The organism is Paenibacillus sp. HB172176 (genome assembly GCF_011947265.1).
Classification (GTDB): domain Bacteria; phylum Bacillota; class Bacilli; order Paenibacillales; family Paenibacillaceae; genus Pristimantibacillus.
In genome coordinates this window covers 191,533-212,044 of the sequence record NZ_JAATHD010000006.1, presented here as the reverse complement: position 1 = coordinate 212,044, position 20,512 = coordinate 191,533, and the positions used below count along the sequence as shown (strand labels likewise).

Below are 20,512 nucleotides of genomic sequence, written 5' to 3'. Positions count from 1 at the left end.
TGTTATTCGATGCGTTCAAGGTTTCCATTCGCGTCCATCTTAAAGCGCGGCTTTGCTTCATCCTCGCTCGATAGAACGGTCAATCTTCTGGCGCGATCCATAATTTGAATCAACGTCTTGTAATCATCGTTCACCGTGTGATAATCCGTCTTCGCGCTGCTGACTTCCTTCGTTAATCTCTCATTCTCATGGCGTAGCCGGTACAATTCCTCGTCCTTCTCCTTCACGTCTTTCTCGAACAGCTTGATCTGGCGAGATAAATCCTGATACGTCGTCTTCCAGCCTCTCAGAAAACGGATAACTGCGTCAACCGACAAACCTTCATCCAATGCGTTTATATCTGGTTTGTACGTACGCTCCTCAGCATCGAATGCCGTAAGAGAAGAGACCTGCGATGTCGCCGCCACCGTTTGCTTCTTCAAGTAATTGCGCTTCTGACGCTGCTGCTTCGCAATTTGAATCGCTTCCTCATACCGTTTGCGGACGCAGCTGTTCCAGCGGAACCCGCAGGCCGCTGAAGTGCGTCCTATTCTCTCTCCAACCTCTTCGAAAGCCCCAAGCTGTGTGCTTCCTTCGCGAATATGGCGCAGAGTAACCTCGGCGAGAATGAGATCATCGTCCGGGCTCCACGCATCTTGTCTAACTGCTGTCATGCGATAAAAACCTCCTAACGTAAAGGCGCTTACTTATCTCTATGCCCTTGGTAGAGTTCATAGAATCTATTGGATACTATTTTGTATAACCATTTTTTTGCGAACTCATACATGATCAAACGTCACGCGGAGCAAACTAAAGTGAACACTTATGAAATATTTATGAATTCCGCGCAGTTGCAGGTTTACACTTTTTTGCTCAAACGTTATAATGATGTTTAGAAATTGGGGAAGACTTCGGAAGGGGGATGCTATCTTGGGACGTATGTATCGGGTACTCGGCTTTTGGTGTTTGGTCATTGGTTTAATGGCTTTCGCCGGCCACATGACAGAATTTGCTCTATTGTTCTTCGCGCAAGCTGTCGCTTTTGTATTTCTGGGTTACTTAAATTTCTCTGAGAAAACATACATCGTTATGTTTTGGGGATATATGGCAATATCGTTTATTGGATTTACATATTGGTCCGTCTTCGTAATGGGCTTGCCGTTCTAATCGAGCAAGCACAGAATCAAAGCCTGCTGAAGCGCAATGCTACTCTCTGCGCCCGGCAGGCTTTCTTCATGCCTTCTCCAATATCATGACCTTGAAGGTCTCGCTCATCCCGTCGCTGAGCAGCAGTTGCCGAATAAATCGATTGCTCCTTGCAGTCTCGCCGAACGGATCTCTTCCATCATGCTCCCGCAGCTGATCAAGAATCCCGTTATCAATCAGAAACTGCTTCTGCGTATCGAAATACAGCTCCCGAAAGCCAGCCGAAGCGGCAGCAGATCGAATGGCCGTGAAATTAACATGAGCCGTGATGTCCCGCCTCCCCGGCTCCTCGAATGGCGAATCACTTGCTTGATGTCTGGCGTAAGTTAGAAGCGTGCCGTTCATGCGGTGCTCCGCGCCATATTCCCCGGCCTCGTGCCCGTAATCAATGAGCAACACTCTTCCCTGCTTCATTCGCTTTCCAAGCTGCCTGATCCAGTCACCCGCATCGGGACAAAGCTCCGTTGTTTGTCCTTCCGCGAGTGTAAGTCCGCTCTCCTCCAGCGCTTGCCGCATTCCTTCATCATTTTTGTTCCAGGGAATGCGGGTGTATACCAAATGATTATGCTCGTCGCAAGCAACGCCCAGTTCCCAGAGAAGGCCGTCATACCGGCATATCCGATGCACCGGGAATGCGTCGAGCAGTTCGTTCGCGATTAACTGGCTGTCAAGAGGCCATTCATCCTCTATCTCCATTTGCGCCGAGCGTCTGATTCGAAGCGCGGAGGCGTCCAATTCAGCTTCAACAAAGGCGTTCCTGATCGCTTCCGCATGAGCGGGATGATTCTCAACGCAAATATACGGAGGCCGCTTTCCTCGCTTTGACTCGTGAAAATCCGAACATGTCATGATCGTCAGTTTCCTGACTATTGCAGCTGCGAGCTTGCCCGTGCCCGCTCCCCATTCGATCAGACTGGCATACCCGCCCGATTTCGCCTCATGCTCGGCTATATAAGAAGCAATGGCGGTTGCCATCACATCGCCCGCGGAAGCGCTCGTATAGAAGTCGCCTTCCTTGCCGATTCTCATTCGACCGCTTCGATAATAGCCGAACTCTTCATCGTAGAGGCAGCGAGCCATATAATCTTTGAAGGAGATGCAGGGCACCGTCCTCGAGACGCCTGCTTTCGGTTGAGCCTGATGCGGGTAACCTCTAAGCGTGGATGCATTTATCAACTGCTTTATTTTTATCGATAATTTCGATGAAGCTGATTTTGTCATGATTGATTTCATCCTTTTCCATTTGTAAGATATAATAGACAGGACAACCGCATACACTAGTTGCGGGGGAGGGAGAGAGACGTTGCCTGAATTCAATTACCGCACACGATTGACTTCCGTCATACTCTTGCTGCTAATCAGCCTGGCGCTTGCGATCGGGTATCCAGCATATGCCGAGACGCTCGCTGTTCCCAATGACGATATTCACGACATTCTGGAGAAAAGCCTGTCCGTCGTCGAAATCGACAAGGAAATCGCGCGGCTGGAGCAGCAGCAAGCGGACTTACGCTTGACGATGACGGATACGGAGCAACAGCTTTCCGAGCAGGAAGAGCAAATCTCGGACAAACGCGATGGAGCCGGCAAAGTGCTGCGGGCTTATTATATGGGAGAACGCGACGGGATGTACGGCGCGTTGCTAAACGCCGACTCCCTTACGCATTTTTTTCAAGTGCTGGATTTTATTGACCTCGTTATTTCCAATGACAAGCATACTCTGAACAGCTATATCGATCAATATCATGCGCTCCAAGAGCGTTACACGGAGATGGGCGAGAAGCAAGCCGGGCTGATTCTCCTTGAGAATCGGCTGAAGCAGCAGCGCGAACGCGTTCTTGCTCTTGAGTCGCAAGTCGACGAGCAGCTTGAGGGCCGCAGCGACAGCGAACGCATCAGGCTTCTGATGGAGGAACTGACGAACAGTTGGCAGACTGCGGGCCTTAAGGAGGTTCAAAGCTATTTCAAGGCGTTGTCGAAGGCAATGGGCAAGCTGCCGGAATGGATTCAAGACAATAAAGATCTTCTGGAAACAAAAGGATTTCAATATACGATTCGCATTCCGGAGGAAAAGCTAAATGCGTTCTTGATCGAGCAAGATAAACGGTTCAGCAATTTCTCTTTCCATTTCGAGGATAACAAGATCACCGCCTCTGGCAGCCGGGACGGCATGGACATTAGCGTCATTGGCCATTATACAATCGAAAATGAAAAGATAAACGGCATTATTTTTCATGTTGACGAGCTTATCTATAACGGGTTTTCGTTGCCGGACACCACCAGGGCTTCGCTGGAGCAGGAGTTCGACCTTGGATTCTACCCCGGAAAGATACTAAAATTCCTGAAAGCAAACGATGTCGAAACAACGGATGGCGAGCTTATTATTAAATTAAGCATTAATCTCTGATGAGATTAATGCTTAATTGATGTCGGCGGCAAACGCCTCCAGGTGAAAGGCTTCGTTCGTATCCCTATTCCATAAAGTTTCCCATTGCAGCCATTTGACCGGCCGCAGCGGGTCGGGCTGAAGCAGCTCCCCTTCCTCCGTCTTCGCGCCAAGAATATCGTCCCACCAGACAGGCAGGCTCTCCGTCTCGCTCCTCGTCATTTCCTGTATCCACAATATGGCCTCATTCTCATGAAGGCTGCTGCTGCTTATGACAAAGGAGCTGCCATTCATCCATGGATAGCGAATTGCATCTTTGTCGATAATAAGCTTCTTCTGAGCGGCCAGACTTAGCTTCTGATAGCTGTCCCAAGGCAGCATCATCGCGAGAAGCTCATCGCCGGCAATGAGATCGCTGAGCGTATAGATTTGATTGAGCGGAACGCGAACAAGTGCTTCATGAGGAATCGATTGAAGCCATAGCAGTCTCTCGCGCTGCTTGTCGCTTAGAGCCTTAAGCTCGTACAATTCTTTGCTGCTTTCCGCATCGAACTTCGAAAGCCACAGCAGCAATTGATTCAGATCATCTCTGCTAAGATTAAGCAGGAAATGATTGGCCGCGGTTGAATTGGATAGAATCCAATCCACTGCTTTCTGCCACTCTCCCCAGTTGCCGGGAGCCTCGTTTAACCCTGCCATCTCCAGCATATCCTTATTCCACAGCATAATATAAGGATTGAAATCATTCGGCACCCCCCACGAATAACCGTTCCACTTGAGCGGCTCGGCAAGACGAGCAGGCTGTTCCTTGAGCACGTCCCCTGTCATGAGCGAGTCCACGGGCTTGAGCAGACCCTCTACGGCAAAGGGGATAACCCAGCTGTTATCGAGCAGCATAATATCCGTCGCGCTGCCTTGATCGCTCCGATTTTTCCAAGCTGCGAAATCGGCTTCAGCCGCGGATTCGTTCGTTAATTTCACATTCAGGTAGGGGTAATTATTCATAAATTGCTTATTAAGCGCTTCTAGCTTATTGAATTCGGCGGCATCCATGGAAACGGTTACAAACAAATCAGTTGTCTTTAAGGAAATCGTCTGTCCTCCGGCCGGTTGTAATGCCGACTCGTCATTGGCGTGATCCAGGCTTCTCCAATTCCAATTCGCTGTTTGTGAGAAGTAGAGCAGCAGCAGCAGCGTCAACAGCAGCGCCCCGACGAGAAGAGGCGCGAATTTTCGAGGAGACACGGTCATCGTCCCTTCCTTCTACCCTATTATGCGTATAGGATAACAGTAATAGGACGTTTTGTATATGTTCGCAATCGAAATGTAATATTTCGAAGTCTTGAAGTAATAGGAAGGAAATAGAAAAAGCGGCGAGGCATCGCTTTTCTCCTGCCTCGCCGCTTGCTTGCAAGCATATCTTGCCATGTTAATCTACAGTAAATCCGCTGCGATCTGGGCGAGCTTCGAGCGCTCGCCCTTCTCTAGAGTCATATGACCGCTAAGTCCTTCATTCTTGAATTTCTCGATAATATGCGTAAGTCCGTTACTGATCGAATCGAGATAAGGATGGTCAATTTGACCCGGGTCTCCCATCAGCACGATTTTGCTTCCTTCGCCTACCCGGGATACGATGGTTTTCACTTCATGCTTGGTTAAGTTTTGCGCCTCGTCGATAATAATGAATTGACCCGGAATAGACCTGCCGCGAATATAGGTTAGCGCTTCGACTTGAATGCTTCCCATGCCCATCAAGATTTTGTCAATATCTCCCGCCTTCTTCGTATCGAACAGAAACTCCAGATTATCGTAGATTGGCTGCATCCAGGGTCTCAGCTTCTCCTCCTTTTCACCGGGAAGATAACCGATATCCTTGCCCATCGGCACGACCGGTCTTGCAATGAGAAGCTTTTTATATTTATGCTCGTCTTCAACCTTCATCAGGCCCGCAGCGAGAGCGAGCAGCGTCTTGCCGGTACCGGCTTTGCCCGACAAGGTCACGAGCGGAATTTCATCGTTCAAAAGCAGCTCCAGCGCCATCCGCTGCTGAGCATTGCGGGCGGTAATGCCCCATACCGGGTCGTTGCTCAGAAACAGCGGCTCAAGTCGGATTCCGTCTGGACTGACCTTGAGCAGCGCCGACTTGGATGTACCCATTTCATCCTTCAGAATAACGAATTCGTTCGGATTAAGACGATCTCTAAGCTGCAAATGATTCACGCTGAGATAGCGATACGTATAAAATTCATCGATGACCGATGGATGGACATGCAGGGTTATATTGCCGGAATAGAAATCGGAGGAATCGATGATTCGGTCTGACAAATAATCCTGCGCTTTAACGCCAAGCACATCCGCCTTAATTCTTACGAGCACATCCTTGCTGACGAGAATGACTTCGGATTTTTCGACCTCGTTCTCCTGCTCCATTTGATAATTGAGCGCAACGGCTAGAATCCGATTGTCATTCGAAATTTCTCCGAACATTTCCTGAACGCGCATGAAGCTTCGATGATTAAGCTCCACCTTGAGCAGCCCGCCTCCCGGCAAGCCGATGCCTTCATGCAGATGTCCTCCCTCCCGCATTTTATCGAGCAGACGGGAAACGGTCCGCGCATTCCTGCCCAGCTCATCCGCAAGTCTTTTCTTGGAATCAATCTCTTCAAGCACGACAGCAGGGATTATAACTTCGTTGTCATCGAATGAGAAGAGCGATTGCGGGTCATGTAGCAGCACATTAGTATCGAGCACGAATTTTTTCTTCATGAGAACCCTCCCGGCGTCGGATAATCTTTTGCATACATAGCCATAGAATGCTGCGGACAAACTACATAGACAACAGATGCGCATGCAATTCAAACTTGAAAGAGGTGGCATCCATGTACAAATGGATAACCGCCGCTTGCTGCTCAGCATTGCTGCTGAGCGGCTGCGGCGCTAACGCGAATCCTGATTCATCACCCTCTCAGCATAATAATGGCAGCCTGCACGCTCAGGAGAATGGCGCAGGCAAGAAATTAATTGAAGACCGGTCCGCGGTGGAAGCACACCTGGAGGAGCTTGCCAAGGGCGTTGACGGCGTTAATGACGCCAATTGCGTCATTATTGGCAACACGGCGATTGTCGGCATTAATGTGAACGGCTCGGTCGAGCGCTCCCGGGTCGGCACGATTAAGTATTCGGTTGCCGAAGCCTTCCATAATGATCCATACGGCATCGATGCGATTGTTACGGCCGATATTGATATTCGCGATCGCTTGAAGGAGATCGGCGCCGACATTCGCAACGGCCGCCCCCTTTCCGGATTCGCCAATGAGATGGCCGATATTATTGGAAGATTAATTCCCCAGCTTCCACGCAATATCGCTCCGCCGAAGCCGGATGAACAAGCGCCTGCTGAAGAGCCTGTCAACGAAGAGCCGCATTCCGGGGCTCAATAATGCCGCAAGACGCAAAAAGCCTAGTGAATGCTCACTAGGCTTTCTCATATTCGTCGGCGGACAATGCAAATACAGCCTTGTCCGAAGCTATTGTATTCACTTGGTTCTTCCTTACAATCGAATTCGTGCCGGGTATAGATTGCGGAGCTCCCGCAAGGATTCGTTCCACCATCCGCATGACCTCCTCTTGAGTGAACCTTCAGAAGCAGCTTCATACCCTTATTATAACGATTAATTCATGAACAGTCTATGCTCATTCGGCCATTATCGCTTGCAGAGCGTCTCTGGCCGCCTGCAGACTGTCGTCATCCGCATAGACATACGGACTCTTCCAAGTGCCATCCAGCGCCATGAACGTGATGTCATCGCTGCGAAGCGATTTGTATTTCGCAAGCATATTTCTAATTTCACTGCTCTGCATATCCATGCTTACATTGTCGCCAACCGCCTTTATGACATCGTCGAGCTTGGTTAAACCTCCCAAGGTCATCATCTTGTCGAGAATAGCCTTCAGCACCTGGCTTTGCCGCTCGTTGCGCTCAAAGTCGCTCGACATATTCGTGCCGTCATTGGATTTCCGATAGCGTACAAAGTCAAGAGCATTCTTCCCGTCAAGCACTTGTTCGCCCTTCTGAAGGTCGATATTGGTTCCATCAGCGGAATCCGAGTATCTCATCCGCATGTCCACATTTACCTTCACGCCGCCAAGCGCGTCAATCACTTCCTCGAAGCCGCTGAAATTAATCATTGCCGCATATTTAATATCTATGCCGAAATAGTCGCCTAAAGTCTCCCTGGCGCCTTTTTTTCCGGCAAGCTCCGCCGCGGTCTTCTCCATTTTGTCTGTATTCTTGGCATGCATATAGAACTCGGCGTATGCGGCATTGATCTTCCCGCCCGAATAGCCTCCGGCCTTTACGTATGTATCGCGGGGAATCGTAACAAAGGTCGCCTTCTTCGTATCCGGGTCGAAGGCCGCCACCATCATCACATCGGTGTTCAAGCCGCCGCCGTTATGGCGCGAATCGAGCCCCATGATGAGAAATGCGACAGGCTTCTCCTTCACCGATTCATCCTTGGGAACCGGCGTAATGACCGTCTCGCCGAGATCATTGCTTTCGTTAATGCCGATTGTATTGATCGCGTCGTTTGCCTTCAATGCCAGATGAGCAAGGAAGACAGCGAGAATCAATAGCAGCCCGAACAGCGTCGCGAACAAGGGGATAAGAATATTGCGCTTTTTCTTTTTCTTCTTGACTGGTTTTTTCGGTTTGTCGGGCCCCGAAATCCTGCGCGACGACGCGCGCGGGGGCAAGCTCGATTTGTCAGAAGTCATGGGTTCCACCTTCAATGCTCAGTTATATTTGGGATTCGCTTCAATGTCTATTAGCAGCTGTTCTCCAAGCTCATTCGGATAAGCCTGCTGTTTGGACTCGCCGTGCCGCTCATAATCGACATAGATCATGGCAGCGTCCCGCTTCGTAATCTCGCATCGGCTTAGACCGTGATCCTCTCTCAGAATCTGTTCGAAGAACGAGAGCGTATCCGCCGCCGCTTCATCATCGGGGCGAGCCTCCGCCACCAACCGGATCTGGAGCCAATTGAACAAAGCGTCTTCGAGTCTCATCGTCCCGTATCCGCCTGATTCGCATCGGAGGAGGAATCCTTTCCTCTGCGCGATTTCCATTTGTCGTAGAATTGACGGCTGCGAAGCATCAGCATCAAGAGGACCGCAATAGCCATGCACTGAAGAATTGGCAGCTTGTCGACCTGGAAGATGAGAAGAATGAAGCAGCCGATCGCCATAAGAACATAGACCAGCACCTCCTTCAGAATCGGCAGCTTCTGTTGAGGACGGAACACTTGATTGAATATGAAGATCGTAAACACGAGAATGAGAATGTAGGAGACGAGCATATGATCACTTAGCCATTGTTGCATATCGTAACGTAACCTCCAATCGGTAATGGCTCCGAAAAGTTTAAAGGCTGTCATGGTCAAAAAGCGAAGGTTTGCCGAAGCAAACCTTCTGTTCAAACCCAATTATGATTCGCTTAGACGCCAGCTTGAGCCGTCTTGCGATGCTTCTCCGCGCGCTCTCGCTCGCTCTTCACAAGAATTTTCTTGCGGAGACGAATCGATTTTGGCGTAATTTCGCAATATTCATCATCATTCAAATATTCCAGCGCTTGCTCCAGCGAGAAGAGGACAGGCGTTTTCAGCTTAACGGTATCATCCTTACCCGCAGAACGAACGTTGGATAGCTGTTTCTCCTTGCATATATTGACGATAATGTCATTATCGCGATTATGCTCGCCGACGATCATGCCTTCATAGATCTCTGTGCCGGGCTCCACGAACATAAGCCCCCGATCCTCCACGCCGAGCATGCCGTAGAAGGTGGACGTTCCGTTCTCGCTCGCTACCAGCACGCCTTGATGACGTCCGCCGACGGCAGCTCCTGCCAGCGGGCCGTAGCTGTCGAATGCATGATTCATAATACCGTATCCGCGCGTCAACGTCAGGAACGAGGTGCGGTATCCGATCAATCCGCGCGCCGGAATGATGAACTCCAGACGAACTTGGCCGTTGCCATTGTTGATCATATTGACCATCTCGGCTTTGCGCGTACCCAGACTCTCCATAACGGAGCCCATGCTTTCTTCCGGCACATCAATCAGCAGCCGTTCATAAGGCTCTTGCTTCTTGCCGTCTACTTCCTTGATGATAACCTCCGGCTTCGACACCTGCAGCTCATAGCCTTCGCGGCGCATATTCTCGATCAGAATACCGAGATGAAGCTCGCCGCGGCCCGACACGATGAATGCATCAGGACTTTCCGTCTCGTCAACGCGAAGCGCTACATCCGTCTCCAGCTCTTTGAACAGACGCTCGCGCAGCTTGCGAGAAGTTACCCATTTGCCTTCGCGGCCTGCAAATGGCGAATTATTAACCAGGAACGTCATTTGCAGCGTAGGCTCGTCAATCTTAAGCACTGGCAATGCCTCCGGATTCTGAGGGTCCGCGATGGTCTCGCCGATATTAATTTCGCGAATGCCGGCAATCGCGACAATATCCCCTGCGCCCGCTTCCGCCACTTCAATGCGCTTCAAGCCCTGGAAGCCGAACAGCTTCTCGATTCTGGCCTGCTTCGTCTTGCCATCGCGGTCGATAACCGCCACCGATTGACCTTGCTTGATCAGACCTCTGTTCACGCGGCCGATTGCGATTCGTCCGAGATACTCGTTGTAGTCAAGCAACGTAACCAGGAATTGCAGCGGCTCTTCCACATTCTCCGTCGGAGAAGGAATATGGCTGACGATGGTCTCATACAAGTCCATCATATTGTCTTCCTGCTTCTCCGGATCAAGCGAGGAGGTGCCCATCAATGCGGATGCGTAGACGACCGGGAATTCCAACTGATCGTCATTGGCGCCAAGCTCGATGAACAAATCCAGAACCTCGTCGATAACCTCGACGGGGCGGGCATTCGGACGGTCGATCTTGTTCACGACCACAATCGGGGTCAATTGATGCTCAAGCGCTTTGCGCAATACGAATTTCGTCTGCGGCATGCAGCCTTCGAACGCGTCTACCACGAGGAGTACGCCGTCGACCATCTTCATAATCCGTTCAACCTCGCCGCCGAAGTCGGCGTGGCCCGGCGTATCCACGATGTTAATCAGAAACTCCTTGTAATTAATAGCCGTATTCTTCGCCAGAATCGTAATGCCGCGCTCCCGTTCCAGATCATTCGAATCCATCGCGCGTTCCTGTACGGCCTCATGATCCCTGAACGTGCCGGACTGCTGCAGAAGCTTGTCAACCAAAGTCGTTTTGCCATGATCAACGTGTGCGATGATCGCGATGTTGCGTAAGTTTTCTCTTGCTTGCATAAGAAATAATCCACTCCAATTTTTTATTTATAGAGGTTGTTCAAAAAGTCCGATTTTGATCGCGGAGTATCCCAAGAAGATTATTCGACATCGAATCTTGCATTCAACCGAACTTTTTGAACATACATTTAACCTCAGCTACTCAAGCGCAAGCGCTGGTTACCAGCGCTTGCGCTTGCCAAACATCATCCATGCTCCCGCCGCGATCAATGCGGCGGCAACGAGATAAATCCCCCAGCTCCACATCAGCATAATAACAAGTACGAGCAAGGAAGCTGCGGCCAAACCGACTGAAACTCTAAATATAACACGCGGCACCGCGGAACCGAACATGTAATATTCATACAAACCCGCGGCGACGCCGAAGAAGAACAGCGGCCAAAGGATTCTCAAGCTCTCCCAACCAAAAATATTGCAGATGATAAAAAGCAATGCATAAACAACGAGCATTCCGCCAGGCACCAAGGTCACAGCCGGAACTACTCTGCCGAAATACAGCACTTGCAGCAGCACTCCAGGAATCAATACGAGCAAAGGCCAGAATATCGCCCCGAGGACGCTGAATACCCCTATCTTGCCCAAAAGAATGATGACTCCGACGATCAGCAAAATAATTCCAGCGGAATATTTATTAGTTGGCATATCCATTCCGCTCCTTACAACATCCTCCGCGACAAAAGACGAAAGACGCCGGTTTTTATCTTTATTAGTTTAATGGAAGTGAAGCAAAAATACCAGTGCATGAAGGGCAAGTTCGCAAAAAAAACCGCCAATGCCCGCAGACATCGGCGATTCCTTTGCATTTACCCTTTTTTCGACGAATTCCGCCTTTATGGATTGGATTTTCTGCGAAGCATCGCAACGGCGATGACCATCGGAACGCACAGCAAGGGAATAAGCTCCGTTACCGCATGCGAGCCGTAGGCGATATAACTGTCAAGACCGGGATCCTGAACCAGCATCTCCCCCGCCGCGAACGCAAGCAGTCCCGCGCCGATGAAGGACAGCGCCGGAAAGCGTTGAAGCAACGAGCCCAGCATCTGGCTTCCCCATATAATCATCGGAATGCTCAGCGCGATGCCAAGAAGGATCAGGACAATATCCCCCTCTGCAACCGCGGCAATCGCGAGCACATTATCGAGACTCATGATGAAATCGGCGGTAACGATCGTCCAGACGGCTTGTCCGATTGTCGCGGAACGCTTCACGTGCTGTGAATCGGGATGACTTCCCGCCTCCGCCAGAAGCTTGACCGAAATATAAAGCAGCAGCAGAGCGCCTGCCGCTTGCAGGAATGGAATCTGCAGCAGTCTCAGCGCGACAAGGGTTAGCAAGCATCTTAATCCCACGGCGGCGAATGCTCCCCACCAAATTGCGCGTTTCCGCTGGCGCGCCGGAAGATGCCGGCTCGCCATGGCGATCACGATCGCATTGTCGCCGCTGAGCAAGATATTGATCAACACGATTTCCAGAAATACGATTATGCTGTCCACCGGCTATTCCCCCCTCATAACAGGGGTATGAACAAGCTTTACGGATTATGTCTTAAAATTTTTGAATCGATCTCATAAATGGAACGTATGAACTGTAGTTATAAGCATCGACCGAAAAAAGGGAAAGGAGGAAATTCGAATTGGATATTTTCTCGGCGGAATTTCTAATGGCCTTATTAACGATTGTGTTCATCGATCTCATTCTGGCCGGAGACAACGCAATCGTCATCGGACTCGCGGCGAATAAGCTGCCCAAGCATCAACAGAAGCAGGCGGTCATCTGGGGAACGGTCGGAGCGGTCGGCATACGAGTGATCGCTACGCTGCTCGTCGTTCAATTGCTCGCGGTGCCTTGGCTCAATCTCATTGGAGGCCTGCTGCTCCTATGGATCGCTTATAAGCTGCTGGTGCAGGAGGACGGTCATGATCATATAAAGGCGGGCAACACGCTTCTGCAATCCATCCGAACCATCATTATCGCGGATGCGGCAATGGGCATCGACAATGTCATAGCCGTCGCCGGCGCGGCCAAAGGCGGCTCGGGGGGCGGCGAGCATGAGCTGCTGCTGGTCATTCTCGGCTTGCTCATTTCCGTGCCGGTCGTCGTGTGGGGCAGCACGCTGTTCATCAAGCTAATCGACCGCTTCAGCTGGATCGTCTATCTCGGCTCGGCGGTGCTGGCTTATACGGCAGCGAAGATGATTACCCACGAAGAAGCCTTCCATGACGTATTCAAGGAAAATTCACTGACCTATTGGGCATTTATTCTGGCTCTGATTGTAATTATCGTCTACGGAGGCTATCTGACGAACAAACGGGCTCATGCGAAAGCCGAGGGCCGCGACAAGGACAAGGTCAAAAGCAATGATAAAGCAAAGAGCAGCTCATCCCTTTGAGGGACGGCTGCTCTTTTTCAAAATAATCGATTCGCCGCGAAGCTTGCGAAGATTTGTAACGCCACTGCCTCAAAAACGAGGCCTTCATCATCAATCAAAAGCGATAAATAAAGATACAAATCTTTGTTAGATTTCTGAACCGCTCAACGACTCAGAACCAAGCATCCTCGCCCGCAGTTTCTTCAACTACGACGCTTTCCGGCGTAAGCAGAAGCTCCTCTGTTCCTTCGACCGCCGCTTCAATCATCTCCTCCAAATTCGGAATGAGCTTCTCCGCCTTCTCCACGATGCGGAGATTCGGATTCGTCGTAGGCGATTTCGGAAGGAACAAGGTGCAGCAATCCTCGTAGGGCAGAATCGAGGTTTGGTACGTTCCGATCTTGACGGCTTGATCGATAATTTCTTGCTTGTCCATCATGATGAGAGGCTTAAGCAACGGCAGCTCGGCGGTTCTGCCGATGACGTTCATGGAAGACAGGGTTTGGCTGGCAACCTGACCCAGGCTTTCACCCGTAACGATGCCGAGAGCCCCGCTCTTCTCCGCCAGCTTTTCCGTTATGGCAAGCATGGAGCGTCTCATCAGCGTAATGAGAATATTATCATGCTTCGAGCCGGCGAAGGCGGTCTGGATATCCGTGAACGGAACAAGATGAAGCTTGAGCGGGATGCCGCTGTAATACGACAGCCGTTTGGCCAGCGCAATAACCTTGTCCTTGGCCTGTTCGCTGGTGAACGGATAGCTGTGGAAATGAACCGCTTCAATTTCGAGCCCTTTGCGCATCGCCATCCAGCCCGCAACCGGCGAATCAATGCCGCCCGACAGAAGCAGCATCGCTTTGCCGTTAGAGCCGAACGGAAAGCCTCCCGCGCAAGGAATAACCTCGCAAAAAATATAAGTCGCTTCCTCTTGAATATCGATTCTCAGCTCCAGCTCGGGATGATGCACATCTACAGACAAGGACGGAAACGCCCGAAGTACATGGGAGCCGGCCAGATGATTCATCTCTTGCGAGTTATGGGGAAACTGCTTCCAAGCCCGCTTCACGCTTACCTTGAAGGTGCTTGGAACGCTTTCCAGCGCTTTCATGAGAGACAATGCCGCTTCTCTTATCGATTCCAGATCGGACGTCGTACTGATCACGGGACTGAGCGAGGTTAACCCGAACAAGTCCTTTAGACGGCTTGCGACGCCCTCGTACGGATGTCCGTTCAGCTTTACGTACAGCCGTCCGAACGTTTTCCAATAAGTTACCTTCTCAAACCCGGCAAGCGCGTATTTCACCTGCGCAAGCATCTTTCTCTCGAACTGATTGCGATTGCGTCCTTTCATGGTCAAATCTCCGTAGCGAAGCACGATTTGATCGTATTGAATACTCAACGGCCTCTCCTCCTCTCCAGCGTCGCGAGCTCCTTAGCTAGCTCGTCAAGCGCTTCTGTCAACCGTACAATGTCTTCGCTTGTATGCTCGTCGCCAAGCGATATTCGAATGCCCGACGACGCGTGCGCGGCATCCTTGCCGATAGCAAGCAGCACCTTGCTCGGCTTGTCCTCCTTGGAGGAGCATGCCGACTTCGTCGAAGCAAGTATGCCTCGCTCCTCCAGCATATGAATCATAACCTCCGGCTTCATGCCTGGATAGGAGAAATGAATGATATGCGGCGCTGCCGGCTCCGCGCCGTTCAGCGAAAGCTTGTCGCTGGCTGCAATAAATTCGTTCAACTGCTTCTTCAATTCGCAATGCCTTCGCTGTCTCTCTTCCATCGCTTCAATCGACATGCGGACGGCCTTCGCCGAAGCCACGATAGCCGGCACATTCTCCGTCCCCGGACGCAAGCCCGCCTCTTGCTCCCCGCCCTGCGCCAGCGGCGTCAACAAGGCACGTTCGCCGACATATAAGTAGCCCGCTCCGCGCGGACCGCGCAGCTTATGCGCCGAACCGCTTACGAGATCGATGCCCCAGCCGTCCGGATCGAGCTTCACCTTGCCCAAGCTTTGAACCGCATCGGTATGGAACAGAATGTGAGGATAGCCGCTGAGCAGTCTGCCAATTTCTTCAATGGGCTGTATCGTTCCAATTTCATTATTGACATGCATAATGCTGACCAGAATCGTATCTTCTGTAAGCGCGTCTCGAACCGCATCCACCGCGACATGTCCGGTTGGAAGTACCGGCAGATAGGTTACGCGAAACCCCTCCGTCTCGAGCTGCTTCATTACTTCCATGACAGACGCATGCTCGATGGCAGTTGTAATAATGTGGTTGCCGCGGCTGCGATATTGCTTCGCAGCCCCTTTGATGGCAAGGTTATTCGACTCGGTTCCGCCGGAGGTGAAGATCCAGCGTCCGCGGCTTGTGCCCAATTGCTTCGCCACCAGGTTTCTTGAACGCTCAATCAGCTTCGCCGCCTCGCTTCCGCCGGCATGAATGGAAGAAGGATTGGCATAATGAAGGCGCATCACTTCCGCCATCGTCTGAATGACTTCCTCGTAAGGAGGAGTCGATGCGCTGTGATCGAAATACAACTCCTTCATTCCTTAACCTCGATCGTAATCGGCGACCATTCCGCAATGATAGTTTGTCCATGCACGGAGACGCTGCCTTCCGGCGATAGATCCTTCTCGGTCATAATGCCAAGTGCGACTGTGAACTGATTGAATTTCACCGGCGTATTGCTTTCGCGGCGCACTTCCACTCCGTTTACGAAGAACGCAACCTCGTTGCTCGTCCGATTATAGCTGATTTTGTACGTATTGAATTCACGCGCAGCGAATTCTTTCTCCTCCTTGAAAATGCAAAAGTACCTTGTCCCCTCCGTCTCCGGAACCTGAACGCCGGGAAACGGCAATACCGCATAGACGCTCGCGTATTGATCGTTGCCCACGAAGAAGTCGAGCGCTCCTCCCGTTGTGAAATCAAGCAGGTTGAGCGAGACAAAGCCGTCGTACAAATCGCCGGGCTGCGTATCCTTCGTCCTTGCCCGAATCTTCAGCTCGAAGTTGATTTCGCCATTTTCCGGCACCTCTACGGGCTTTGCTGAATAATACATATGCTTGGCGTTGTCGAGAATTTGAACCCCATCGTTCGAGCGGCTCAAGACTGCTCGCGTATAGAGAATGCCGTCTCTTACAATAACAACCGCGTCCGGCTCGCGATATTGCCAGAAGGAGCCGTCTGGAAGCGGAAAGCCGCCAATTTTCCAAACCTCTCCGTCATTCAGTATCGTATGAAAATCGCCCAATATCGACTTGGTGCTCATTCGTAAATACCTCTTTCTTTATTGTAGTTTATAGAAATCAAACGGTGTTCAGGTTACCAATGATTAATAGCGGCTTGCAACGCCAATGCAACAATCAACACGCCGCCGCAGCGCATCGTGGCTTGAAGCGAGGCTCCCATCAGCGGCAAATACGCGACGGACTTATTATGCGCGCCCAGCCTGCCGTATACCATATAAAGCGGGATGGCCGTCGGAAGCGCCAGCAGAGCGTAGAAGGGGAGCGCTCCGAATCCAATGCATAGAAACAGCGACAGATAGGCAAGCAATAGCAACACGCGCGAGAAAACAAGCGCCCGCTTCTCTCCCCAAACCACGACCAAGGTGCGTTTGCCAGCCTGTCGATCGGCCTCCCAATGCAGGAAATGATGATTGAACAGGATAAGCGTTGTCAGCAAACCGATCGGAAGCGACAACAGCAGCGCGCGGTAATCCAGATTCGAGGCTTGAACATAATAAGCTCCCGCTACCGGCAGCACGCCAAACGCAAGCAATATCGCGATTTCGCTGTAGCCTTTGCCCCGATAACCGAAACGAATTGGAGGCGCGACATAGAAGTAAGCGATGAACGCGCCCAGAAAGCCGAAGATCAGCACAACCCAGCCGCTGAGGAAGCTCAGCGACAACCCGCAAGCGGCGGCAATGGCGAATAGCAGCCAGGTAACGAGGCTGAATTTCCTATAGGACCAGGTTCCTTTCGTGAGAAAGCCTGAATTGGTCGAAATCGCGCCCTCTGTCTGATGGGCTTCCAGATCCGTTCCGTTCTTGAAATCCCACAGATCGTTGATCATATTGGAGAACAAGTGCGCGGCAGCGGCTCCGATTAGAGCAAGCAGAAACAGCAGCGGATGGAATTGATTTGTCCACACGTAAGCGCCGATGCTCCCGAGCGCTACCGGAATGAGCATAACAGGGATAACTTGAAATCTGGAAGCTTTCCTGAATTGATTCCACATGATGATGAACACGTTCCTCTCTATGATGTGCCAAGGCGAAACGGCTGTGCCGTCCATTCCTTCCTATATTTGAAGAAATAAGGTCGCATTGCAATATTGCCTGGCCAGGGTCTGAAAATAGGATGATTGAATGGATATTACGGCTACCGCGAGCAGATTGCCGGCGGCGGCGCGCTGTATGCCGTTCAAACCGTCCAACGTCTCCGCCGCGGCTTTCGCTTGCATGCGAATATGACGGTCGCCTTCAAGCGAGCATCTTCCAATCACATGTCCGTCCAGCCTTTGAAATATCGCTGCGTAACACTCCAGAAAGGCGATTGGCTCGATCCAGGCAGACGACTTCCTGCCATCCCCGTCAGTGCTTGGAAGCAAATGCGCGAAGAAGCCTCTTATCGATTCAAAATCCAGGTTCGACTTCAAATCGTCGATTATAAATAGTAAAGCGGCTTGATTCAAGGAATATTTCTTACCCGCCTTCGGGCTGTCGAAGTAGCTCTTAAAATCTCTCTTCACCCAATTCTGCATCGACGTGGCCGTGAGTGCGGAAAATTCGATTAAGCCTCCCAGTTCGGCAATTTCCTGAAGCGAAAGTCCCTTGCGCTCTCCGCAACGCATCAGCTTCTCCACGATCGCGGGAAGCGGCGCGGTCTCCAGCGGTCGTTCGGTTCTTCTCCATGCCTGCTGCAAAATCTCGATAGGCTTCAACTCATGCTCTCCAGCCATGGAACGCAGAATGCGGGCCATCTCTAATCTTGTCAATGTGAATGAATTCATCCTGCAACCACCTATCTTTTCTAGCTACAAGTTCATATGAACTCATCTTAAGGCTATGAATTCGAGATGTAAAGGCTCGAAAATCAATGAGAATGGCACTCTTCCTTCCTGAAAAACCGCTAAAATGACCGTAAAACGCTAAAAACCTCCCTTTTGCGAGTTGTCAGCACCTGTCAACATTCGTTATAGTTAACCTTAAGTAAATGGAGAACTTCCAAAATTTTAAAAACAAAGGGTAGTGAGAATCGAAAATGGGTATAGGACTTAATTTAATCATGATTGTTCTTCTCATTCTATTAACTGCATTTTTCGTGGCGGCCGAGTTCGCGATTGTCAAGCTTCGAGGCAGCCGAATCGATCAGTTAGTAACGGAAGGCCGAAAGAACGCATTAGCCGTTCAGAAGGTTTCGAACAATCTGGATGCCTACTTGTCGGCATGTCAACTCGGTATTACGATTACCGCGCTTGGACTTGGTTTTCTGGGCGAGCCGACTGTGGAGAAAATACTTACACCCGTATTTACAAACCTTGCTATTAATGAAGGAATCAGCCATGCTCTATCGATTATTATCGCCTTTATTACGATTACGTACGTCCATGTCGTAGTCGGCGAGCTGGCTCCGAAATCATGGGCGATTCAGAAAGCGGAGGCCATTGCCTTCCTGACGGCGAAGCCGATTATTCTGTTTCACAAGATTATGTATCCGTTCATCTGGCTGCTTAACGGTTCAGCCGGCGCGCTCGTCAGAATGTTCGGTCTTAAACCGATGACGGAGCATGAAGAAGCGCATTCCGAGGAAGAAATTCAGATTATATTGAATGAAAGCTTTCAAAGCGGCAAGATTAACAATACCGAATATGGCTATGTGAGCCGCATCTTCGCATTTGACGAACTGCTGGCTAAGGAAATTATGGTTCCCCGGACCGACATGATCTGCTTATACACGAACAATTCGCTGAAGGATAACTTCGATATTATTCGCAAAGAGCAGTACACCAGGTTCCCGGTTGCATCTGGAAGCAAAGACAATATAGTCGGCATGATTAATACGAAGCAATTGTTCCTTTCTTATGAAGTGAACAAGGAATTTGATTTCAAGAAGCTGATTCATCCGGTACTGAGCGTATCGGAGGTTACACCGGTCAAGATGCTGCTCAAACGCATGCAGCAGGAACGCGTCCATATCGCCATTCTGGTCGATGAATACGGAGGCACATCCGGTCTTATCACAATCGAGGATATTTTGGAGGAGATTGTCGGCGAGATTCGCGACGAATTCGATGCCGATGAACGCAAGGATATTGAATTGCTTGCCGAGAATTGCTATCTGCTCGACGGCAAGGTGTCGCTTGACGATATTAGCGGGTTAACGGGAATGAGCTTCGAGGAAGAAGACGTCGATACAATCGGAGGTTGGCTGTACAGCAAGCTGATGGACCCCAAGCCGGGCAAAGAGCTGCAATACGAGCAATTGAAATTCATCATTCGCGAAACAAGCAAAAACCGGATTCGAAAGATCGAGATGCAGATCGAACAGATCGAGCTCGAGGGCGAAACCGCTACTGCTTAAACCATACGGAGGCCGATCCGCTCGTCCAAGCGACGCGGATCGGCCTTTTTTTCGCATTTGACACCAACCGTATACCACTTGTTTCAGGTGAAAATCCGATGCCATTTTTCTGAAAATTTAAACTTCAAAAAAGTGCTTGCATTAATAATCGAATCTGTGTAATAATACATCTTGTGCTCAGCAATTATGTTTGAAACGTCCAGAACATAAAGCGTTGATCACAACTGAATAAATACATTCCACATCGTGCCGTTGTAGCTCAATTGGTAGAGCAACTGACTTGTAATCAGTAGGTTGGGGGTTCAAGTCCTCTCGACGGCACCATTTTTTTACCACGGGACGTAGCTCAGCTTGGTAGAGCACCTGGTTTGGGACCAGGGGGTCGCATGTTCAAATCGTGTCGTCCCGACCAATCATGAGTCGTTGAATAATACATAGCAAAAAGGCATCTTCTATGATCGTTCGATCATCAGATGCCTTTTTTTAATTTCATGAAGCAGACTCTGCTTCCCTTATTCGTCCGCGTCGTCCCATTTCCTCGAATACGCCTTCTTCGTCACCCACAGCGTCACCCATGTGACCAGTACTATAATAATACCCGCGAACACCCATACTCCGGCCGGTACATTGCCCATCTCTCTAT

22 protein-coding genes and 2 tRNA genes are annotated in these 20,512 nt (G+C 50.5%); 7 read left to right on the top strand and 17 right to left on the bottom strand.

Translation table 11 applies throughout. From position 1 onward, the window contains the following. Positions 1 to 2 precede the first annotated feature (2 nt). Positions 3 to 653, bottom strand: a complete 651-nt coding sequence (locus tag HFP08_RS11165; RefSeq protein ID WP_168120674.1) for an RsfA family transcriptional regulator — start codon at positions 651 to 653, stop codon at positions 3 to 5. A 256-nt stretch (positions 654 to 909) separates the two neighbouring features. Between HFP08_RS11165 and HFP08_RS11160 the strand changes: the two genes are divergently transcribed. Next, complete coding sequence (locus tag HFP08_RS11160) at positions 910 to 1,146, top strand: DUF2626 domain-containing protein (protein ID WP_168120673.1); 237 nt, start codon at positions 910 to 912, stop codon at positions 1,144 to 1,146. A 66-nt stretch (positions 1,147 to 1,212) separates the two neighbouring features. Here the strand turns inward: HFP08_RS11160 and HFP08_RS11155 are convergent, their stop codons facing one another. Then, the gene (locus tag HFP08_RS11155; protein ID WP_168120672.1) at positions 1,213 to 2,406 is read right to left on the bottom strand and encodes a class I SAM-dependent methyltransferase; all 1,194 of its coding nucleotides are present in this window, start codon (positions 2,404 to 2,406) and stop codon (positions 1,213 to 1,215) included. Between the two features lie 82 nt (positions 2,407 to 2,488). Between HFP08_RS11155 and HFP08_RS11150 the strand changes: the two genes are divergently transcribed. Next, positions 2,489 to 3,589: a coiled-coil domain-containing protein gene (locus HFP08_RS11150; RefSeq protein ID WP_168120671.1), complete on the top strand. Its 1,101-nt coding sequence runs from the start codon at positions 2,489 to 2,491 to the stop codon at positions 3,587 to 3,589. 12 nt (positions 3,590 to 3,601) lie between these two features. On the opposite strand, the gene HFP08_RS11145 is transcribed toward HFP08_RS11150, so the two are convergent. Together HFP08_RS11145 and HFP08_RS11140 are read right to left on the bottom strand one after the other, a co-directional pair. Then, entirely contained in the window at positions 3,602 to 4,819 is a 1,218-nt protein-coding gene (locus tag HFP08_RS11145) for an extracellular solute-binding protein (RefSeq protein WP_168120670.1), read from the bottom strand. Between the two features lie 183 nt (positions 4,820 to 5,002). After that, positions 5,003 to 6,334 (bottom strand): PhoH family protein, encoded by a 1,332-nt coding sequence (locus HFP08_RS11140; RefSeq protein WP_168120669.1) that lies wholly within the window; start codon positions 6,332 to 6,334, stop codon positions 5,003 to 5,005. A gap of 113 nt (positions 6,335 to 6,447) precedes the next feature. Between HFP08_RS11140 and HFP08_RS11135 the strand changes: the two genes are divergently transcribed. Next, entirely contained in the window at positions 6,448 to 7,008 is a 561-nt protein-coding gene (locus HFP08_RS11135) for a YhcN/YlaJ family sporulation lipoprotein (protein ID WP_168120668.1), read from the top strand. Between the two features lie 34 nt (positions 7,009 to 7,042). Here the strand turns inward: HFP08_RS11135 and HFP08_RS11130 are convergent, their stop codons facing one another. The 7 genes from HFP08_RS11130 to HFP08_RS11100 form a co-directional block, all read right to left on the bottom strand. Next, entirely contained in the window at positions 7,043 to 7,180 is a 138-nt protein-coding gene (locus tag HFP08_RS11130) for a hypothetical protein (RefSeq protein WP_168120667.1), read from the bottom strand. 81 nt (positions 7,181 to 7,261) lie between these two features. Then, a complete protein-coding gene (locus tag HFP08_RS11125; protein ID WP_168120666.1) occupies positions 7,262 to 8,344 on the bottom strand; it encodes an LCP family protein in 1,083 nt (360 codons plus the stop codon). A gap of 18 nt (positions 8,345 to 8,362) precedes the next feature. Further along, the gene (locus HFP08_RS11120; RefSeq protein WP_168120665.1) at positions 8,363 to 8,635 is read right to left on the bottom strand and encodes a hypothetical protein; all 273 of its coding nucleotides are present in this window, start codon (positions 8,633 to 8,635) and stop codon (positions 8,363 to 8,365) included. Continuing rightward, positions 8,632 to 8,949, bottom strand: a complete 318-nt coding sequence (locus HFP08_RS11115) for a YlaH-like family protein (protein WP_168120664.1) — start codon at positions 8,947 to 8,949, stop codon at positions 8,632 to 8,634. The genes HFP08_RS11120 and HFP08_RS11115 overlap by 4 nt, the downstream gene beginning before the upstream one ends. Positions 8,950 to 9,062: 113 nt before the next feature. Then, positions 9,063 to 10,904 (bottom strand): translational GTPase TypA, encoded by a 1,842-nt coding sequence (gene typA / locus HFP08_RS11110; protein ID WP_168120663.1) that lies wholly within the window; start codon positions 10,902 to 10,904, stop codon positions 9,063 to 9,065. 159 nt (positions 10,905 to 11,063) lie between these two features. Then, a complete protein-coding gene (locus tag HFP08_RS11105) occupies positions 11,064 to 11,546 on the bottom strand; it encodes a hypothetical protein (protein WP_168120662.1) in 483 nt (160 codons plus the stop codon). A 188-nt stretch (positions 11,547 to 11,734) separates the two neighbouring features. After that, positions 11,735 to 12,397: a TerC family protein gene (locus tag HFP08_RS11100; RefSeq protein WP_168120661.1), complete on the bottom strand. Its 663-nt coding sequence runs from the start codon at positions 12,395 to 12,397 to the stop codon at positions 11,735 to 11,737. A gap of 140 nt (positions 12,398 to 12,537) precedes the next feature. Here HFP08_RS11100 and HFP08_RS11095 point away from each other — a divergent pair, with 140 nt between their 5' ends. Beyond that, entirely contained in the window at positions 12,538 to 13,293 is a 756-nt protein-coding gene (locus HFP08_RS11095) for a TerC family protein (protein WP_168120660.1), read from the top strand. 151 nt (positions 13,294 to 13,444) lie between these two features. Here the strand turns inward: HFP08_RS11095 and thiI are convergent, their stop codons facing one another. From thiI to HFP08_RS11070, 5 genes are all read right to left on the bottom strand, one after another. Then, positions 13,445 to 14,665 carry a tRNA uracil 4-sulfurtransferase ThiI gene (gene thiI, locus HFP08_RS11090; RefSeq protein WP_168120749.1) on the bottom strand — a complete coding sequence of 407 codons (1,221 nt, stop codon included), beginning with the start codon at positions 14,663 to 14,665 and terminating at the stop codon, positions 13,445 to 13,447. A 2-nt stretch (positions 14,666 to 14,667) separates the two neighbouring features. Further along, on the bottom strand, positions 14,668 to 15,825 hold the full coding sequence (locus HFP08_RS11085; protein WP_168120659.1) for a cysteine desulfurase family protein: 1,158 nt from the start codon (positions 15,823 to 15,825) through the stop codon (positions 14,668 to 14,670). Next, complete coding sequence (locus tag HFP08_RS11080) at positions 15,822 to 16,550, bottom strand: DUF6081 family protein (RefSeq protein WP_168120658.1); 729 nt, start codon at positions 16,548 to 16,550, stop codon at positions 15,822 to 15,824. The genes HFP08_RS11085 and HFP08_RS11080 overlap by 4 nt, the downstream gene beginning before the upstream one ends. Positions 16,551 to 16,603: 53 nt before the next feature. Then, the gene (locus HFP08_RS11075; RefSeq protein WP_168120748.1) at positions 16,604 to 17,524 is read right to left on the bottom strand and encodes a prenyltransferase; all 921 of its coding nucleotides are present in this window, start codon (positions 17,522 to 17,524) and stop codon (positions 16,604 to 16,606) included. Between the two features lie 63 nt (positions 17,525 to 17,587). Beyond that, the gene (locus HFP08_RS11070) at positions 17,588 to 18,298 is read right to left on the bottom strand and encodes a DUF1836 domain-containing protein (protein WP_168120657.1); all 711 of its coding nucleotides are present in this window, start codon (positions 18,296 to 18,298) and stop codon (positions 17,588 to 17,590) included. Positions 18,299 to 18,549: 251 nt separating this feature from the next. Here HFP08_RS11070 and HFP08_RS11065 point away from each other — a divergent pair, with 251 nt between their 5' ends. From HFP08_RS11065 to HFP08_RS11055, 3 genes are all read left to right on the top strand, one after another. Further along, positions 18,550 to 19,869, top strand: coding sequence for a hemolysin family protein (locus tag HFP08_RS11065; RefSeq protein ID WP_168120656.1), 1,320 nt, complete (start codon positions 18,550 to 18,552; stop codon positions 19,867 to 19,869). Between the two features lie 248 nt (positions 19,870 to 20,117). Beyond that, a tRNA-Thr gene (locus HFP08_RS11060) sits at positions 20,118 to 20,193 on the top strand. Between the two features lie 11 nt (positions 20,194 to 20,204). Next, a tRNA-Pro gene (locus HFP08_RS11055) sits at positions 20,205 to 20,281 on the top strand. A 100-nt stretch (positions 20,282 to 20,381) separates the two neighbouring features. On the opposite strand, the gene HFP08_RS29505 is transcribed toward HFP08_RS11055, so the two are convergent. Then, complete coding sequence (locus tag HFP08_RS29505; protein ID WP_277345850.1) at positions 20,382 to 20,504, bottom strand: hypothetical protein; 123 nt, start codon at positions 20,502 to 20,504, stop codon at positions 20,382 to 20,384. Positions 20,505 to 20,512 lie beyond the last annotated feature (8 nt).

Coding starts and splice junctions, on each gene's coding strand:
- HFP08_RS11080 (WP_168120658.1), bottom strand. CDS start 16,550: ATGAGCACCAAGTCGATATTGGGCGATTTTCATACGATACTGAATGAC.
- HFP08_RS11155 (WP_168120672.1), bottom strand. CDS start 2,406: ATGACAAAATCAGCTTCATCGAAATTATCGATAAAAATAAAGCAGTTG.
- typA (WP_168120663.1), bottom strand. CDS start 10,904: ATGCAAGCAAGAGAAAACTTACGCAACATCGCGATCATCGCACACGTT.
- HFP08_RS11145 (WP_168120670.1), bottom strand. CDS start 4,819: ATGACCGTGTCTCCTCGAAAATTCGCGCCTCTTCTCGTCGGGGCGCTG.
- HFP08_RS11115 (WP_168120664.1), bottom strand. CDS start 8,949: ATGCAACAATGGCTAAGTGATCATATGCTCGTCTCCTACATTCTCATT.
- HFP08_RS11130 (WP_168120667.1), bottom strand. CDS start 7,180: ATGGTGGAACGAATCCTTGCGGGAGCTCCGCAATCTATACCCGGCACG.
- HFP08_RS11125 (WP_168120666.1), bottom strand. CDS start 8,344: ATGACTTCTGACAAATCGAGCTTGCCCCCGCGCGCGTCGTCGCGCAGG.
- HFP08_RS11120 (WP_168120665.1), bottom strand. CDS start 8,635: ATGAGACTCGAAGACGCTTTGTTCAATTGGCTCCAGATCCGGTTGGTG.
- HFP08_RS11135 (WP_168120668.1), top strand. CDS start 6,448: ATGTACAAATGGATAACCGCCGCTTGCTGCTCAGCATTGCTGCTGAGC.
- HFP08_RS29505 (WP_277345850.1), bottom strand. CDS start 20,504: ATGGGCAATGTACCGGCCGGAGTATGGGTGTTCGCGGGTATTATTATA.
- HFP08_RS11075 (WP_168120748.1), bottom strand. CDS start 17,524: ATGTGGAATCAATTCAGGAAAGCTTCCAGATTTCAAGTTATCCCTGTT.
- HFP08_RS11105 (WP_168120662.1), bottom strand. CDS start 11,546: ATGCCAACTAATAAATATTCCGCTGGAATTATTTTGCTGATCGTCGGA.
- HFP08_RS11140 (WP_168120669.1), bottom strand. CDS start 6,334: ATGAAGAAAAAATTCGTGCTCGATACTAATGTGCTGCTACATGACCCG.
- HFP08_RS11065 (WP_168120656.1), top strand. CDS start 18,550: ATGGGTATAGGACTTAATTTAATCATGATTGTTCTTCTCATTCTATTA.
- HFP08_RS11165 (WP_168120674.1), bottom strand. CDS start 653: ATGACAGCAGTTAGACAAGATGCGTGGAGCCCGGACGATGATCTCATT.
- HFP08_RS11085 (WP_168120659.1), bottom strand. CDS start 15,825: ATGAAGGAGTTGTATTTCGATCACAGCGCATCGACTCCTCCTTACGAG.
- HFP08_RS11070 (WP_168120657.1), bottom strand. CDS start 18,298: ATGAATTCATTCACATTGACAAGATTAGAGATGGCCCGCATTCTGCGT.